The following is a 16,000-nucleotide window of genomic DNA, read 5'->3' as shown; positions in this document are numbered from 1 at the left end:
CTCCTTATTCGGTTTCGGAACGGACCACATGGCCCAGCAGGCGCCGGGCCTGGAGGTTCGGTAGCCGGAGGATCGCCGGCAGGGGCAGGAGCGAGAGCGCCGCCGCCACGAGGAAGGCGCAGAGATAGGCCTGCGATGGCGCCGACGGGCCCAGTATCCCCGCGAAGCTGCCGACGAGGCAGCTCATCACCGCGACGCCGAGGCAGAAGCTCAACTGGCGATTGATGTTCCACAGCGCGCTGGCCTGGCCCATCTGCCGATGCGGCACGTCGAGAAAGGCCGCACTCTGAGCCGCGCTCGAACACAGGCTGCCGCCGAACCCCATCGCGAGATAGGCTGGGATCAGCCAGTCACCACCGGCGCAGAGCAGCAGGATGCCCCCCGCTTGGACCAGCATCCCGGCCACGAGCAGGGGCACCGGCCCTGATCGGGAAATCGCGAGACGCGTGCAGGAGATCGCTGCGAAAGCCGCGATCGACCAGGGAATCATCAGGGCTCCCGTCTGGGAAGCCGTGAGGCCGAGCTCGCCCTGGAGATGGAGGGAGGCGACCAGGTTCACGCCAACGAAAACGCCGGGTACGCACAGATAGACGATGGCCGGGCCACGCAGCAGTGGTCGCGACAGCAGCCTGAGCTCCAGCAAGGGCCGTGACCTGCCCAAAGCGCGTCTGACATGGAGTGTCCCGGCCAGAATGGCGATGCCGATGGCGACGCTTGCGAGCCAGGCCTGCTCGCCTTCACCGAGCCAGGTCAGCCCGAGCAGAAGCGCGACCAGGGCGGTGATACTGGTCGCGAATCCGGAGACGTCGAGGGGACCTGGATCCTCCTGGCGCTCCGTTCTCGGCAGCCAGCGCTGCACGAGGCAGAAGGCGAGGCCGACCACGGGCAGCATGCCGATGAAGATCCAGCGCCAGGACAGGAAATCGACGGCGACGCCTCCGATCCCCGGCGACAGGGCGGGGACGATCAGGGCAACCATCATCACCAGGGATGTCAGCCCGGCGCGCTGACTCGACGGATAGGCGCGGTAGGCCATCGCCTGCCCGACCGGGATCAGCGCGCCGCCTCCCAGTCCCTGCGCCAGGCGCCAGGCCAGCAAGGCAGCGAGGGACCCTGCAACAGCCGAACCGCCTGCCCCGAGCGCAAACACACCGAGGGACACCAGCAAGACCCGACGCTCGCCCCAGCGCGCAGCCATCCAGGCGCCGAGCGGGATCACCACGGTCAGGCCGAGCATATAGGCATTGCCGGTCCAGGCCAATTGCGCCGGGGATGCCTGCAATTCCCGCCCGAGAGCCGGATAGGCCGCGTTGATGACGAACATGTTGGCGAGGTCGAGGCCGAAACCCAGCAGGTAGACGATAGCAATTTTTGAACGAACCGACATGACCGACATGGAGAGCTGATGAACTGCCCCAGACCTAGCGATTGCCAATACGATAAATAGGTCGAATAATTGGACAATATTGGCGCATTATTTTTGACAATGGAGAACGAGTTTGATCAGCCTCGGCCGTCTCGAAATCTTCCGTGCCGTGGTGGAGACCGGTTCCTTTACGGCTGCCGCCGCCCGTATCGGCCAGGCCCGCGCGGTGGTGAGCTTCAACGTCAAGCAGCTCGAAGGGGATCTCGGCATTCCCCTGTTCAGCCGCACCACGCGGCGCGTAGTGCCGACGGCGGCAGGGGAGCGTTTCTACGCGCGTTGCGTCGACATGCTGGAGACCGCGCGTCTCGCCATCGAGGAGGCGCGCGGCGAGCATGCGGATCTCACCGGAACCCTGCGCCTCACCACCACGGTGGAATACGGTCTGACGCGGATCGTGCCGGCATTGCAGGCCTTCATGCGCCTGCATCCGGCCCTCCGGGTCCAGATCGAGACGCATTCCCTCGAGACCGATCTCGTGCGCGAGCGTTTCGACGTGGCCATCCGCCTGGGAGAGCTGAGCCGGTTGCGCGATCTCGGCTACAAGGCCGTCCGCCTGGACACATTCGAAATGCGTCCCGTCATCGCACCCGACCTGCTTGCCGCATCGGGCCGAAAACGCATCGACACGCCGGCGGCGCTCGACGACTATCCGCGGCTCGGGCATCGGCGTTTGGAGCAGGTGCCTGCCTGGGACCTGAAGGATAGTGCCGGTGGCAGCCATGCCTATCGGCCGGCCGGCGAACCATGCCTTCTCGCCGACAACGCTTCGATCCTGCGCGCCTTTGCCCTGCGGGGCGCTGGCTTTGCCCTGCTGCCGCAATGGCTCGTCCAGGACGATCTGGCTAAGGGGCGTTTGCTGGACGCATTGCCGGACTATCGCTTTCCCGCCCAGAATGTCTATGCGCTCTACCCGGCCGCAGGACAGCTGCCGCGCAAGGTGCGCAGTTGGATCGACTTCGTGAAAGCCCATCTTGCCCGCTCTTCCGCTTCAGGCAGCGAACGGAGCGCATGAGGCGTCGGAAGGGCACGGCGACCGCGCCCTACATCGAGGGATGAAACGGTCGAGTTCGATCCCCACGGACTGGCGCGCCGACAACACGAATCCCGGAGATCGAAAAAACTTTGCGACGGACGGGAATAATTCCATGCGTCCCCAGGTCTGGTCACTCAGCGGAGGCACTGACAGGCAGTGCAACCGTCCGGCATAAGCCGTTGAACAGGAGTGACCAGAATGCTGAAGATGACGCGCCGTTCGGTGCTGGGTTCTGCGGCGGCAGCCGCAGCGTTCGGCCTGGCGGGAAAACTTGAATTCATAGCCCCTGCCCTCGCCCAGACGCCCGTCGAGCCAAGCATGGGCTTCTACAAATACAAGGTCGGATCCATCGAGGTGACGGCTATCTATGATGGCATTTGGCGCAAGCCCCACGACCCGACCTTCATCAAGAACGCATCGGTGGAAGATACCAAGGCGGCCTTGTCCAAGGCCGGCCTGACCACCGAGTTCATGCCGATCCCTCTCACGGTGGTCGTGCTCAAGGTCAATGACAAGTTGATCATGATGGATGCCGGCTCGGGTGTCGGACAATGGCAGGCCAATGCCACGCATCTGCCGGCCAACATGGCCGCAGCCGGTATCGACTACAAGGCCATCGACACCATCATGATCTCGCATTTCCATCCCGATCATGTGTGGGGGTTGATGGAAAAGGGCACCAATGCGCCCGTCTTCCCCAATGCGGAACTGATCGTCAGCGCCGCCGAATACAATTGGTGGACGGACCCGTCGCGCGTCGAGAAGCTGGCGGAAGGGCGGCGACCCGCCGGCAAGCGCATCGTCGAAAACTTTCCGAAATGGAAGAACTGGAAGCTGGTGCAGGACGGGGCCGAAGTCGCGCCCGGCATCCAGATCCTGTCGGCGCCCGGCCACACGCCAGGACACTCCGTCTATCTCATGGGTTCCGGCAACGAGCAGTTCATGGTCTCGGCCGACATCATGTATGTGCCCGCTCTGCTTGCCCCCACCCGGACTGGCAAGGCGCCTATGACCAGGATGGTCCGATGGCCATCGGAACACGGCGCAAGCTCATCGACCGGGTGATCGCCGACAACATCAGGATCTGCGGCTCGCATTTCCCATTCCCCGGCAGCGGCACCTTCGTAAAGGACGGCAATGCCTACGGCTTCACGCCGACCGCACAGCTCTGAAAACCGACATTCCGCCATCAGGAGAAAAACCATGCTAAAATATGCAGTCGCGACAGCGGTGGCCACGCTGGCACTGGCCGCGGTCACCACCACGCTGCTCTCGATACCCGCCTATGCCGTCGACAATATCGAATCCACCGACGCGCCGGACCTGACATCCGTCAAGGCCAAGATCGAAGCCAAGAACTATACCGGCGCCCTGGACGAACTGCGGGGCCTGGCCGAAGATACCCAGCAGGCCGATGTCTACAACCTGCTCGGCTTCACGCTGCGCAAAACCGGCGATTACAAAACAGCGCTAACCTATTATACCAAGGCGCTGGAACTGCAGCCCGGTCATAAGGCCGCCCGAGAATATCTCGGTGAGCTCTATGTCGAGACCGGCGACGTCGACAAGGCCAAGATGCAATTGTCGGAACTCGGCAAGCTGTGTCCCCAGGGCTGCGAGGAACTCGAGGACCTGCAGAAAGCCATCGACACCAAGGTGACGAAATGACGTGTGAGCCGGCAGGCGCCAACGCGCCTGCCGCCCTTTTTTGGTCGGAGGTGGCTGCGATGACTCAAATCAGCAAGATCAAGGCAGGACTCACCAATGCCGTGCTGCTCGCCGGCAGATTGCTGCTCGCCTTGATCTTCGTTCACGAAGGGACAACCCTGGCGATGCATTTCACGGGCACCGTCCAGGCCATGGCCGTGGTCGGCATCAGCGCCCCCATGGTCGTCGGCGTCATAGCACTGCAATTGGGGGCGGGCCTGGCCCTCGCTCTCGGCATTCTCGCCCGCATCGGCGCCATTCTACTCGGCCTGTTCTGCCTCGCCACGGCGACGCTTTTCCATATGGACTTTTCAAGCCAGAACGAATTGCTGCATTTCGAGAAGGACCTCGCCATCGCCGGCGGCATGCTCGTCCTGTCGATTGCAGGATCCGGCAGCTTTTCATTGGATCGGTTGCTGCGGCAACTGCCCTCGCTGCCCAGTCCTTTGAGGCGGATCCTGTTCTAGGGCGACAGCCGTTTGATTGCGAACCCGGAATATCGTCATTGCGAGCGCGGCTGCACTGCTAAAACGAAACGCATTCCCGCCGGGCCGCTGCCGGCCGATCTCGCAACCCGCCTGTTCCCTCGGAGCGGCAAGTGCCGTAAACCCCGGACATCGGAATTGTGACTGGAATGACATGATGGTGAGCGTGCGACGTGTCCGAGGCCCGGCAGCCCTGTCGATCGTGGGGCGTAGCTTCCTCATCCTGGGCTTCGCCGGGCTGCTTGCCGCCCCGGTGCTCGGCATGAGCGAATGGCGCAGCCCTCGTACGGCCTCGGCCGCCGGCACCATCGTCTCGGTCAATCCCTATCCGGTCGTCAGTTTTTCGACACCGCAGGGCAGTGTCATCCGCTTCACCAACCTCGTGCGCAGTTCCCTCCTGCGCGAAGGCGACAGTGTGACCGTCGCCTATAATCCGGCCATTCCGACCGACGCCACGCTCGACGGCCTGCTCGGGCGCTGGTTCTTCACAGGCCTTGCCGCCTTGCTCGGCACGGCCTTTCTGTTGGTGGGCGGCCTCGCGACCTTCATCGGCCGCAGGCGCACCGCCGGCAAGACTTGACTTAGTCCGGCTGCGGCAGGCGGAAGACCTGGTCGTTGACCTTCACGCTATGCGTGACGATGTCGTAGGAGACGTTCCAGACCAGTTGCCCGTTCGCCTCTTCCTTGGCGAGTCCCTTCACGAAGGAGAGGAAGAACACCACTTTACGCGCATCCTCGATATCGGCCTTGCCGAGATTCTCCATCACCGCGTCGAAGCCGGTGGCGGATACCGAAAGGCTGGCCGTCGGCTCGGGATTGACCGCCGCGCTGCCATCCCCCTTCAAGGTGTAGCCGGGAGCGGTGATGTCGAAATTGACTTTGTAATTGAGGTCGCCGTCGAGCAGCCGCGTCATCAGCGCCACCGCCATCATCTTGCTGAAGGGCGGATCCTGCGTGGCATCGAGGCCCCGGATCAGCACGTCTGCCATGCCGTCGAGGCCGTTCAGGGACAGCTTGGTGGCGTAGTTCGCTTGGGCCGGGATCAGCGAGCGGGCCCATTCGGGCACCACGACGTCAGGAATCTCGAGGCCGGAATAGTTCAGTGCGTCGGAATAGTAGCCCTGCTTCACCAGGCCGGTGAGCCCGTAGGCCTGCCGGGCCTTGCCCAGCTTGACCTGGCCGAACGGCAGGGTGACCACGAGGTCTTCGATGTGGGACGTGCTCGAAACCTCCTGCCAGAACGGCAAGGCGGCTCGCAGCTTGGTCTTGAGGTCGTCCTGCGCCAGGACGATCTGCCCCTTGGAGGGGTGCTCGCGCAGGAAGGCAACGAGATCATAGATCGCCGCGAAGCGCATACCGGTGGCCGAAAACGTCTGCTGGCCGCCGGCCAGTTCGAACGATACCGGGAATTGCTGATCCTTCTTGTCCTGGACCTTGCCCTTCAGCCCTTGCAACTCGCTGTCGAACTTGACGTCGACGCCGTCGTTCGCATCGGGCTTGCTGCTGGTCGCAAAGCCGAACTTGCCGGTCGACAGATCAATGTCGGCATCATGATTGCGAACCGTCGCGGCGCTGCCGTCGCAGCCGGCCGTCAGGGTCGCAAAGCTCATCAGCTTGGGAGCGAACACACCCTGGCTGGCGCAGGCGGTGAAATTCAGGCTGCCGGTCTCCGGGCTTTCCTTCCAGACCCGGCTCCAGGCCACGGCAATGGGCGCCGGGCCGCTCTTCACAGCCCAATTGCCGTCAGCCTGCGGCGTCAGGCGCACCACGTAAGGATTGATGCGCAAGACCTCGGCGACGCCCTTGCCCTTGGCGGCGTCGAGCTTGGTGCCATCGAAGGAAAGGGTCACATCGTAACCGTCGTCCTTGGGCGCGATAGCGATGAAGCCCTTTTCGAACGGTACGGAGCCGATATAAGACTGGAAGGTCTCGGTCAGTTTGCGCGCGCCTTCCGCCGTGGCCGGTTCGGCCGAGGCAGATGTAGCACTGGTGAGGGCCAACAGGACGGCGCAGCACGCAGCGGCTGATGACAGCGCCGTTTCCCTCTTCATGCGAAGCGCGACACCGTTCATGATCGACATTCTGGCTCCTCGAAAATCCTAAATGAGAAAAACTGGGTCAAAGACAGTTCGGGTCGGACAATAGGGTGGCGACGCGGTCGCCGATGTCACTCGCAGAACAGCAGATCGCCGGGGGCGATCTCGACGCGCTCGCCCATGACCGGTGCCTCACCACGCGCCACACGGGCGAGAGCTGCCGGATACAGTTTGTGCTCGGCAAGCAGCACGCGCGCAGCAAGATCCGAAGCCGTGTCGCCGGGCAGCACGGGCACTGCCGCCTGCGCAATGATCGGCCCCTCATCCATGCCGGGCGTGACATAGTGGACGGTGCAGCCATGCAGGCGCACCCCGGCCTCGAGCGCGCGCTCATGGGTGGCAAGCCCCGGAAAGGCCGGCAGCAGGGCCGGATGGATGTTGATCATGCGCCCGGTCCAGCTTTGCACGAAAGGCGCCGTCATCAACCGCATGAATCCTGCCAGCACCACAAGATCGACGACATGGGCTTCCAGCCGCGCTTCCAGCGCCGCCTCGAAATCGGAGCGGCTGGCAAAAGCCTTGTGGTCCACAGCTTCGGCGGCGATGCCGGCCTCGCGTGCCCGAGCCAGGCCTTGCGCTCCCGGGCGGTTGGAAATAACCGCAACGATCTCAACTGGATAGGACGGATCCCTCGCAGCTTCGATGAGCGCGGCCATGTTGGAACCGCGCCCCGAGATCAGGATGGCGGCGCGCTTGCGTCCCTTCATAGCGACAGCGTGCCGCGATAGCCGACGCGTTCGGCGCCGTCCTGCGTCACCACAGTGCCGAGACGGACCGGTGGCAGGCCTGCTTCGGCGAGAGCAGCTTCGACGGCCTCCGCATCGGCCGCGGCCGTGACGACAATCATGCCGATGCCGCAATTGAAGGTACGCAGCATCTCATGCGCTTCGACGCCACCCGTGCGCGACAGCCAGCCGAAGACCGGCGGCGGGGTGAAGGACGAGAGGTCGATGGACGCCGCGATGCCATCCGGCAGCACGCGCGGGATGTTGTCCGGGAAGCCGCCGCCGGTGATGTGGGCGAGCGCCTTGACGGAAGAGCCCGTCGCCTTCAGCGCCGCCAGCAACGGCCTGACATAGATGCGCGTCGGCGTCAGCAGCGCTTCGCCGAGAGTCTTGCCCTCGGCGAAAGGCGCCGGAGCGTCCCAGCCGAGACCCGAGAGCTCGACGATCTTGCGGATGAGCGAATAGCCGTTGGAATGCGGGCCTGAGGAAGCCAGGCCGAGGATGACATCACCTTCGGCCACGCTGCCGCGCGGCAGGATGGCATCGCGCTCCACGGCGCCGACCGCGAAACCGGCGAGGTCGTAGTCACCATCGGCATACATGCCCGGCATTTCGGCGGTCTCGCCGCCGATCAGGGCGCAGCCGGCATCCTTGCAGCCTTCGGCGATGCCCTTGACGATGGCAACGCCCTGCCCCGGCGCCAGCTTGCCGGTGGCGAAATAATCGAGGAAGAACAGCGGCTCGGCGCCCTGCACCACCAGATCGTTGACCGACATCGCCACCAGGTCGATGCCGACAGTGTCGTGGATGCCGGTCTCGATCGCGACTTTCAGCTTGGTGCCGACGCCGTCATTGGCCGCGACCAGGACAGGATCCTTGAAGCCGCAGGCCTTGAGATCGAACAGGCCGCCGAAGCCGCCGATCTCGGCATCGGCGCCGACGCGGCGAGTGGCGCGGACCAGGGGCTTGATGGCATCGACCATGGCATTGCCGGCATCGATATCGACACCGGCGTCGGCGTAGGTCAGCGAGTTCTTGCGTTCGTTGCTCATGGACGTCGGGTTCTTGGCCGTTGGGTTCTTGGGCGTCTTGCTCATGCCCCGGCTTTGCCCTGCTTCCGCTCGGCAATCAAGCCCAGATAATGCTGAAGTACCGTCGCGCCCGCAATCGAGGTGATATCGGCATGGTCATAGGCAGGTGCGACTTCCACCAGGTCGCAGCCGACGATGTCGAGAAAGCCGAGCCGGCGCAGGATCATCAGCGCCTGGCGCGACGAGGGACCGCCGGCGACAGGCGTGCCAGTGCCGGGCGCATAGGCCGGATCGAGGCAGTCGATGTCGAAGGTGATATAGGCTTTGGCATCGCCGACCCGCTGGCGGACACGCTCGACCACCTGGGCGACGCTGAGCGTTTCCAGATCCTCGCCATAGAGGATCTCGATGCCGCAATCATCCGGCGCATGGGTGCGGATGCCGATCTGGATGGAGCGCTCCGGCAGGATGATGCCCTCGCGCACGGCGCGCGCCACGAAGGAGCCGTGGTCGATGCGCCCTTCGTCGTCGTACCAGGTGTCCTGGTGGGCGTCGAAATGCACCAGCGCCATCGGACCATGCTTGGCGGCATGGGCCTTGAGCAACGGCCAGGTGACGTAGTGATCGCCGCCGATCGAGCATAGCATGGTGCCGGTGTCGATGATGTCGCGCGCCTGCGTCTCGATGCAGGCCGGGATCTCGCCGTGGCGCGCATAGTCGAAGGAGCAATCGCCATAGTCGACCACGGCGAGTTGCTCGAACGGATCGGCCTGGAAGGGATATTGCGGGTCGCCGTCGAAGATCGCCGAAGCGCGCCTCACCCCCTGGGGTCCGAAGCGGGCGCCGGGCCGGTTGGACACCGCCGCATCGAAGGGAATGCCCCAGACGGCAACGTCGATACCGGTCAGGTCACGCTGATAACGCCGGCGCATGAAGGACAAGATGCCTCCATAGGTCGGCTCGGTGGCGCCACCGAGCACCTCCTTGCGAAAGACGGCATTGTCGGTCGGGCGCGGGCGCTTGGGATCATCAGTGGGACCAGCCATGGGATTCTCCTCCAAGCAGAGTTTCCTGGTGAGGCCCACGGATGGGCCTCACCAGGAAACTCTGCAAATGTTGATATCTTGCAGATTCCTCCTGATTGCGCCCGTGGCCCGATCAGGAGGAATCTGCTTAGCGTTTTGCTTACGAATATCGCCCCTGGCTTTAAGGGCAATGCGTGACAAAGGGAATATGTCCGATGGCGTGGTTTCGGCCTCACATGGAGCCGTTGAGCCGGTTTCGTTGGAACATCGCATCGCCAGCTTGGTTTTATGGGGTGGAACGGCTCATCAAAGGAGGTTTCCATGATCCTGAGAAAAGCCACTTGCACCGTCGCCCTCGTCACCCTGCTGGGCTTGCCCACCGCGGCATTGGCGCAGCAGACCACCCCCGCCCCAGTGGGGGCGGTGTCCTTCGTCACCAAGGCCGAGCCCGGCCAATACCGGGCCAGCCAGCTCGTCGGCGTCAAGATCTACAATGCCAAGGATGAGAATGTCGGCAATGTCAACGACGTGCTGGTCGACAAGAAAGGCACGGTCGTCGGCGTCGTTATCGGCGTCGGCGGCTTCCTGGGCATGGGGGAAAAGAATGTCGCCCTGCCCTACACCGCCATAACCTGGACGGACGCCGCTCCGGCCCCGGCCCAACCCGCCGCTGGCGCTCCGGCACCTGCAGGCACGCCATCGGCAGCGCCCGTGACTCCCGAGACCCAGCCCGTCAACCAGGTACGGGACTATCCGGCCCGCGGCATGCTGGCGATGACAAAGGAGCAGCTGGAAGCAGCGCCAGCCTTCAAATACGCCTCGGAAGCCGTCACCCAATAGGCGCGCCTTCGACGCTAGCCGGATTCGACGTGATCCCCGGCTTGCAGGTTGATCCCACCGCGGTTCCCGGCTGGACCCGCTTCTCGCCATACCGGCGAGGGGCGGGTCTGAATGGACTATGACGACGCAGCCATCACCGCTAAGATCCAGCCTTCTCCCATCGATCGCGAGGATCATCATGGAAATCAAGCGGAGCGGCTCACAGCCTTCCGGGCGCGGACCTGCGGACTGGTTCACGGGCACTGTCCGGATCGATCCCCTGTTCAGCGCACCGCAACCGGCCCGCGTCATCGGCGCCAGCGTCACCTTCGAACCTGGTGCCCGCACCGCCTGGCATACCCATCCACTCGGTCAGACCCTGATCGTGACCGCAGGCTGCGGCCTGGCTCAGCGCGAGGGTGGCCCGATCGAGGAGATCAGGCCGGGCGACGTGATCTGGTTCGCCCCCGGCGAGAAGCATTGGCACGGCGCCGCTGCCACCACGGCAATGACGCATACCGCCATCCAGGAGCAGTTGGACGGCAAAGCCGTCGACTGGCTCGAACAGGTCAGCGACGAGCAATATGGCGCTCGCTGAGCACGCCATATCGAGTTCCCTCTCCAAGCAGAGTTTCCCGGCGAGGCCCTCGAATGGGTTTCGCCGGGAACTCTGCAGCTGTTTGATATCTTGCAGATCCCCCTTGATCGCGCCCATGGCTCGATCAAGGGGTATCTGCCTGGTCATCCTCGGCGAAATCGCCCGATAGCCGCAGGCCTTCAAGCCAGGTTTCACCGCCGCGCTTGATCACACGGTGCGCCGGCACGCCGGAGAGGGTTTCGATGGCGTCGGCCAGGGCTTGCGAATGGGTCACCAGCCAGATCTGGGTCCGGCGCGAGGCGCGCACGATCATGCCGGCGAGCGGAGCCAGGAGATCGGGGTGCAGGCTGGCTTCCGGTTCGTTCAAGGCAATGAAGGGCGGCAGTCGGGCGGACAACAGCGCCCCGGCCAGCGCGAGATAGCGCAAGGTTCCGTCGGAGAGTTCGCTCGCCTCGTAGACGCGCTTGGGATTGTCGGGAAAGATCATGCCGAAGGAGGCCATGCGATCGGGCATCGGCACCACCAGGCGGGCACCGGGAAAGGCTTCGTCGACAGAGTCGAACAGCGCCTCGCCATCGGCGCGGATATGGACGAGCGTGGCGAAGACAGCCGCCAGATCGTGGCCGTCGGAAGCCAGGGTCGGCGTGGTGACGGCATAGCAGGGCTGGCGCAGCGCCGAATCCCGGTCCGTGCGCAGGCCGTGATAGAAACGCCATTCCAAGAGAGTGCGGCGCACGGAGGCAAGGTCGGCCAGGCGATCGGCGTCCTGCAGCGTCGCCAAAGCGGTTTCCGACGCCAATAGCGGCACGCCAAACGGGCGCCGCTTGCCATCAGGGCCGGCGATGCTGACGGCCGGTCCCTTGCGCTCCAGCACCGTCTGTTCGCGGCCGCGATGGCTGAATTTGAGCGTCTCGACCTTGACCTGCGGCTCGCCGAGAAAGCCCGTGCCGAGAATGACGCCGCCGGCTTGCTGCACCAGCCCGGCCTCTATCCGGTAGCGATAGCGGGCACTGTCACTGATCAAGCCGACATCGAGATGGATGCGGGCCGGCTCGTTTCTCGGGCGCATGCCGGCCCACAGCGCGGCCGCCAATCCCCCTTCGCGAGCCAGCTCATGGGCGAAGCTGCCCTGTGCCGCCGCCTGTATCAACTGCAAGCCGCGATAGAGGTTAGTCTTGCCGGTGCCGTTGGCACCGACGAACACACTGAGGTCGCCGACCTCGAAATGGATGGAGCGCAGCGAACGGTAACCCTTGAACCAGATATCGCGGACGCTGAAGGACATGGCACGGTTCCGAATCGACAGGGGCCGAGCTTGCCATAGAAGTTGTTCGGGGCGGCATCTTCCACTGCACCCATTGCGCGGGGAATCCGACCAGAGACGCAGTTCGGAGGTTTCGATGCGATGTCCCTTGCTCTCTTCGGATAGTCTGGTGTTCGACTCGACGATCAGCGATCACAGATCGACGGCCGCTGCCCCGCCCAGGCAGGATCACGGCGGGTGATGGCTGGGGAGCGTGGCTCCTTCACCGCCCCCTACGTCCGCCCCGCCCGGAAGGCTTGGGTGCGCGCCAATGGCTGATCGCCGTCGCCAAGGTGCTGTACCAAGCTCGGTTCGGCTGGACGGCCGGTGTTGCTTCCGGCGAGACCGGCTGCTCCCAGCGACGCCGATAGGCCGTCTTGAAGAAATAGCTCGAGGGAATCATGACGGATGCTCCGTGGTCGAATTTATTGAATCGATTCAATATCTTGCGCAAAAACAACCCGCAAGTTGCGGGCGAAGAACTCTTTTACGATCAATTGAATCGATTCAAAAATTAACGGAAAACCTGCTCTGGGTCAAGCAAAATTGAATCGATCCAACGACATGCTACAGTCGGTCGCATCGCCTTCCCGCCGAAGGGAGCAGGCGGGATGGCGCGACTATCGGCGGCGCGCTGTCCGTCGAGGTCGGTTAGGCACGCCTGCCATGCCGAACACGGCGCTAACGCAATGGGAGAAGCCCCTTGGATAAGGTCATACGGCTCGCGGATGTGGCCAAGGCGGCGGGCGTGTCGCAGGGCACCGCCTCGAACGTCTTCAACCGCCCGCGTCTGGTGCGACCGGAAGTCCGTGAGCGCGTCGAGGCGGTCGCCGCCTCCCTCGGCTATCGCGGGCCCGATCCGAAGGGGCGCCTGCTGCGCGCCGGCAAGGTCAACGCCCTCGGCATCGTTACGGCCGAACCCCTGTCCTATTTCTTCGAAGATCCCTTCGCCCGCCTGATGATGGCAGCGATTTCCAAGGCCTGCGACGAACGCGGCGCCGGCATCGCCCTGGTCTCGGCCATGAACGAGCAGAAACTGGCCTGGAATGTGCAGAGCGCCCTGGTGGACGGCTTCATCCTGTTCTGCATCGACGAGGGCCCGCGGCTGGTGGAGCTGACGCGGGAACGCCACCTGCCTTTCGTGGCTTTGCATCTGGGCACGCGCGACGAAGCCATCGCGGCCATCGGCGTCGACAATTTCGCCGGCGCCAAGGCAGCAGCGGCGCATATGGCAAGCCTCGGCCATCGGCGCTTCGCCATCCTGTCCATGCCCTTCGCCGACGACCGGACCGGGCCTGCCACCATGCAGGAGGTCGAGGCCGCGGTCTATTCGAGTTCGCGCGACCGTGTACTCGGCTACTTCGCCGGTCTCTCCGAGCATGGCATCGATACCCGCATCGTGCCGATTTTCGAAACGCAGAACGAGGAAACGGACGTCAACGTCGCGATGGCTCAGCTCTTCGCAGCCCCTGCCCCACCGACCGCCCTGCTGGCCATGTCAGACAGGATCGCCTTCGCCGCCCTCGAATGGCTGCACCAGCGGGCCCTGTCGGTGCCGGAGGATGTCTCGGTCATCGGCTTCGACGGCGTGCCGGAAAGCGCCTTTTCCGAACCGCCGCTCACCACCATTGCCCAGCCGATCGCGGCGATGGGCCAGCTCGCCGTCGAGATGATCCTCGACACGCCCGACGAGACCGGCCGACGGCAGTTTGCCACCGAGCTTGTGGTCCGGGGCTCGACCGCTTCGCCAAGGCCATAAGCCAGCCAACAAAAAACCCCGCCGAAGCGGGGTTTTCGTAAGTCCTGTCCGGAAGCTTAGCGCTTCGAGAACTGGAAGGAACGGCGAGCCTTGGCGCGGCCGTACTTCTTGCGCTCGACCACGCGGCTGTCGCGGGTGAGGAAGCCTTCCTTCTTCAGAGCCGGACGCAGTTCCGGCTCGAAATAGGTCAGGGCCTTGGAGACGCCGTGGCGCACGGCGCCGGCCTGGCCGGACAGACCACCGCCGGCGACGGTGATGTTGATGTCATACTGGCCGGTGCGGTTGGCGACGGTGAGCGGCTGCTGGATCAGCAGGCGCAGCACCGGGCGGGCGAAGTAGACGTCCAGTTCACGGCCGTTGACCGTGACCTTGCCGGCACCCGGCTTGATCCAGACGCGGGCAATGGCGTTCTTGCGCTTGCCGGTGGCATAGGCGCGGCCATGGGCGTCCAGCTTCTGGACATGCTTGGGCGCTTCGGCGGCGGCGGCAGCCTCGCCGAGAGCCTGCAGCGAATTGAGCGTATCGGCCATCGGATCAGCCCTTCACATTCTTGGCGTTCATGGCGCCGACATCGAGCGCTTCGGGCTGCTGAGCCTCGTGCGGATGCTCGGTACCCTTGTACACGCGCAGGTTGAGCATCTGCTTGCGGCCGAGCGGACCACGCGGAATCATGCGCTCCACGGCCTTTTCGACGATACGCTCAGGGAACTTGCCTTCCAGGATGAACCTGGCGCTGCGCTCCTTGATGCCGCCGGGATGCCCGGTGTGGTGGTAATAGACCTTCTGATTGTATTTGCGGCCGGTGAACACCACCTGCTCCGCATTGATGACAATCACGTTGTCGCCGCAATCGAGATGGGGCGTGTAGGTCGGCTTGTGCTTGCCGCGCAGGCGCATTGCAATCACGGAAGCCAGACGACCGACGACCAGACCCTTGGCGTCGATGATGACCCACTTCTTCTCGATATCGGCGGTCTTGAGCGTAAAGGTGGACATGGTGTCGCCTATGGTTGCGCTGTCGATCCGACGGTTGAAAACGACAAGGCGGCCTGAGGGGCCGCCGAGTTGGAGTGCTTCTACACGACAGCCGAATAGGCGTCAACGCGAGATTTTAAGCACGTGTCAAATTTTTATATTTAAAAACAATAACTTACATATAAGGTAATTAATTACCTGCATTTTGACCATAGTAAGTTATGAGATCCTCGAGCTTGGGACGCGGCCGATCCGGCACGGTTTCTCTGGGTGTACCGATATGCACGAAGCCGGCGAGCTTCTCGTGCGAACCGATACCGAGCCTGGCCAGCACTCTTTCGTCATAAGCCATCCAGCCCGTGAGCCAACTCGCTCCGAAGCCCAGCGCATGGGCGGCGATGACCAGATTCTCGCAGACCGCCCCGGCCGACAGCTCCTGCTCCCAGAGCGGGATCTTCACATGGTTGGCAGCCGTCGATACCACGCCGATCACCAGCGGCGCCAAGGTGAAACGCGTCGATTCCTTCTTGCGGGTCCCCTCGTCCGCATCGGGACAAGCAGCCATGAAGGCATCATAGACGACCTGCCCTGCCTTCTCGCGCGCGGCGCCCTGGTAGATCACGAAGCGCCAGGGATGGAGCTTGCCGTGATCGGGCACGCGCGTTGCGAGGGTCAGCAACGTCTCGAGCTGGGCGGCATCCGGCCCCGGTGCCGACAACATGGCTGGGGGCACCGACCGGCGGGTCTTCAGAAGCTCGATTGCATCCATGGCGTACATTCCCAATGCATTGCGATCTGGCGCACTCGCCGAAAATCGCAAAGCCGCGTCAGGGCGCGGCGTTGGAGCAAGGCGGCGTTTTGCTCAAACGCGCTTTGCCCGAGGAGACGAACGCTCACATAAGGCCTGCGGCAGGTCTTGGGTAGGACTTCCGGCGCGATGAGCCTGAGTCCTCCCCATCTTTGCGACCGGGCGATCACGGGATGCCGTTACACAAACTCGCCTATCTCTCTGATAAAT

At 63.8% G+C, this 16,000-nt stretch carries 17 protein-coding genes and 1 pseudogene; 8 read left to right on the top strand and 10 right to left on the bottom strand.

The window, feature by feature from the left end:
• Positions 1 to 4 precede the first annotated feature (4 nt).
• The gene (locus ACR9ZN_RS33400; RefSeq protein WP_481274237.1) at positions 5 to 1,387 is read right to left on the bottom strand and encodes an MFS transporter; all 1,383 of its coding nucleotides are present in this window, start codon (positions 1,385 to 1,387) and stop codon (positions 5 to 7) included.
• 112 nt (positions 1,388 to 1,499) lie between these two features.
• On the opposite strand from ACR9ZN_RS33400, the gene ACR9ZN_RS33395 reads away from it, so the two are divergent.
• The 5 genes and pseudogenes from ACR9ZN_RS33395 to ACR9ZN_RS33375 all read left to right on the top strand — a co-directional run bounded on the left by ACR9ZN_RS33395 (position 1,500) and on the right by ACR9ZN_RS33375 (position 5,231).
• Entirely contained in the window at positions 1,500 to 2,438 is a 939-nt protein-coding gene (locus ACR9ZN_RS33395; protein WP_481274236.1) for a LysR family transcriptional regulator, read from the top strand.
• 219 nt (positions 2,439 to 2,657) lie between these two features.
• A pseudogene (locus ACR9ZN_RS33390) lies at positions 2,658 to 3,631 on the top strand (MBL fold metallo-hydrolase).
• A 31-nt stretch (positions 3,632 to 3,662) separates the two neighbouring features.
• A complete protein-coding gene (locus ACR9ZN_RS33385; RefSeq protein ID WP_481274235.1) occupies positions 3,663 to 4,127 on the top strand; it encodes a tetratricopeptide repeat protein in 465 nt (154 codons plus the stop codon).
• 59 nt (positions 4,128 to 4,186) lie between these two features.
• Complete coding sequence (locus ACR9ZN_RS33380) at positions 4,187 to 4,633, top strand: DoxX family protein (protein ID WP_454813500.1); 447 nt, start codon at positions 4,187 to 4,189, stop codon at positions 4,631 to 4,633.
• Positions 4,634 to 4,805: 172 nt separating this feature from the next.
• The gene (locus ACR9ZN_RS33375; protein ID WP_481274234.1) at positions 4,806 to 5,231 is read left to right on the top strand and encodes a DUF3592 domain-containing protein; all 426 of its coding nucleotides are present in this window, start codon (positions 4,806 to 4,808) and stop codon (positions 5,229 to 5,231) included.
• Position 5,232: 1 nt separating this feature from the next.
• Here ACR9ZN_RS33375 and ACR9ZN_RS33370 read toward each other — a convergent pair whose 3' ends face one another.
• From ACR9ZN_RS33370 to speB, 4 genes are all read right to left on the bottom strand, one after another.
• The gene (locus ACR9ZN_RS33370; RefSeq protein ID WP_434955882.1) at positions 5,233 to 6,732 is read right to left on the bottom strand and encodes a hypothetical protein; all 1,500 of its coding nucleotides are present in this window, start codon (positions 6,730 to 6,732) and stop codon (positions 5,233 to 5,235) included.
• Positions 6,733 to 6,818: 86 nt separating this feature from the next.
• Positions 6,819 to 7,454, bottom strand: a complete 636-nt coding sequence (gene purN / locus ACR9ZN_RS33365) for a phosphoribosylglycinamide formyltransferase (protein WP_454813497.1) — start codon at positions 7,452 to 7,454, stop codon at positions 6,819 to 6,821.
• Positions 7,451 to 8,524, bottom strand: coding sequence for a phosphoribosylformylglycinamidine cyclo-ligase (gene purM / locus ACR9ZN_RS33360; RefSeq protein ID WP_454816731.1), 1,074 nt, complete (start codon positions 8,522 to 8,524; stop codon positions 7,451 to 7,453). Before purM ends, purN begins: the two co-directional genes overlap by 4 nt.
• Before the next feature lie 41 nt (positions 8,525 to 8,565).
• Positions 8,566 to 9,549, bottom strand: coding sequence for an agmatinase (gene speB / locus ACR9ZN_RS33355; RefSeq protein WP_441772619.1), 984 nt, complete (start codon positions 9,547 to 9,549; stop codon positions 8,566 to 8,568).
• 300 nt (positions 9,550 to 9,849) lie between these two features.
• On the opposite strand from speB, the gene ACR9ZN_RS33350 reads away from it, so the two are divergent.
• Together ACR9ZN_RS33350 and ACR9ZN_RS33345 are read left to right on the top strand one after the other, a co-directional pair.
• Positions 9,850 to 10,368: a PRC-barrel domain-containing protein gene (locus ACR9ZN_RS33350; RefSeq protein ID WP_481274233.1), complete on the top strand. Its 519-nt coding sequence runs from the start codon at positions 9,850 to 9,852 to the stop codon at positions 10,366 to 10,368.
• Positions 10,369 to 10,546: 178 nt separating this feature from the next.
• Entirely contained in the window at positions 10,547 to 10,945 is a 399-nt protein-coding gene (locus ACR9ZN_RS33345) for a (R)-mandelonitrile lyase (RefSeq protein WP_441772621.1), read from the top strand.
• A gap of 124 nt (positions 10,946 to 11,069) precedes the next feature.
• Here the strand turns inward: ACR9ZN_RS33345 and ACR9ZN_RS33340 are convergent, their stop codons facing one another.
• Both ACR9ZN_RS33340 and ACR9ZN_RS33335 read right to left on the bottom strand, forming a co-directional pair.
• Positions 11,070 to 12,230: an AAA family ATPase gene (locus ACR9ZN_RS33340; RefSeq protein WP_481274232.1), complete on the bottom strand. Its 1,161-nt coding sequence runs from the start codon at positions 12,228 to 12,230 to the stop codon at positions 11,070 to 11,072.
• 241 nt (positions 12,231 to 12,471) lie between these two features.
• Entirely contained in the window at positions 12,472 to 12,651 is a 180-nt protein-coding gene (locus ACR9ZN_RS33335) for a hypothetical protein (protein WP_481274231.1), read from the bottom strand.
• Between the two features lie 300 nt (positions 12,652 to 12,951).
• On the opposite strand from ACR9ZN_RS33335, the gene ACR9ZN_RS33330 reads away from it, so the two are divergent.
• Complete coding sequence (locus tag ACR9ZN_RS33330) at positions 12,952 to 14,007, top strand: LacI family DNA-binding transcriptional regulator (protein WP_481274230.1); 1,056 nt, start codon at positions 12,952 to 12,954, stop codon at positions 14,005 to 14,007.
• Between the two features lie 56 nt (positions 14,008 to 14,063).
• Here the strand turns inward: ACR9ZN_RS33330 and rpsI are convergent, their stop codons facing one another.
• The 3 genes from rpsI to ACR9ZN_RS33315 form a co-directional block, all read right to left on the bottom strand.
• The gene (gene rpsI, locus ACR9ZN_RS33325) at positions 14,064 to 14,537 is read right to left on the bottom strand and encodes a 30S ribosomal protein S9 (RefSeq protein ID WP_434955874.1); all 474 of its coding nucleotides are present in this window, start codon (positions 14,535 to 14,537) and stop codon (positions 14,064 to 14,066) included.
• 4 nt (positions 14,538 to 14,541) lie between these two features.
• Positions 14,542 to 15,003 (bottom strand): 50S ribosomal protein L13, encoded by a 462-nt coding sequence (gene rplM / locus ACR9ZN_RS33320; protein WP_068289828.1) that lies wholly within the window; start codon positions 15,001 to 15,003, stop codon positions 14,542 to 14,544.
• Positions 15,004 to 15,172: 169 nt separating this feature from the next.
• Positions 15,173 to 15,751, bottom strand: a complete 579-nt coding sequence (locus ACR9ZN_RS33315; RefSeq protein WP_434955873.1) for a nitroreductase family protein — start codon at positions 15,749 to 15,751, stop codon at positions 15,173 to 15,175.
• Between the last annotated feature and the right edge of the window lie 249 nt (positions 15,752 to 16,000).

The organism is Labrys sp. HAY1-8F (genome assembly GCF_056754975.1).
Note: the sequence above shows the minus strand (reverse complement) of the source record. Positions and strands in the feature narration are given on the sequence as shown.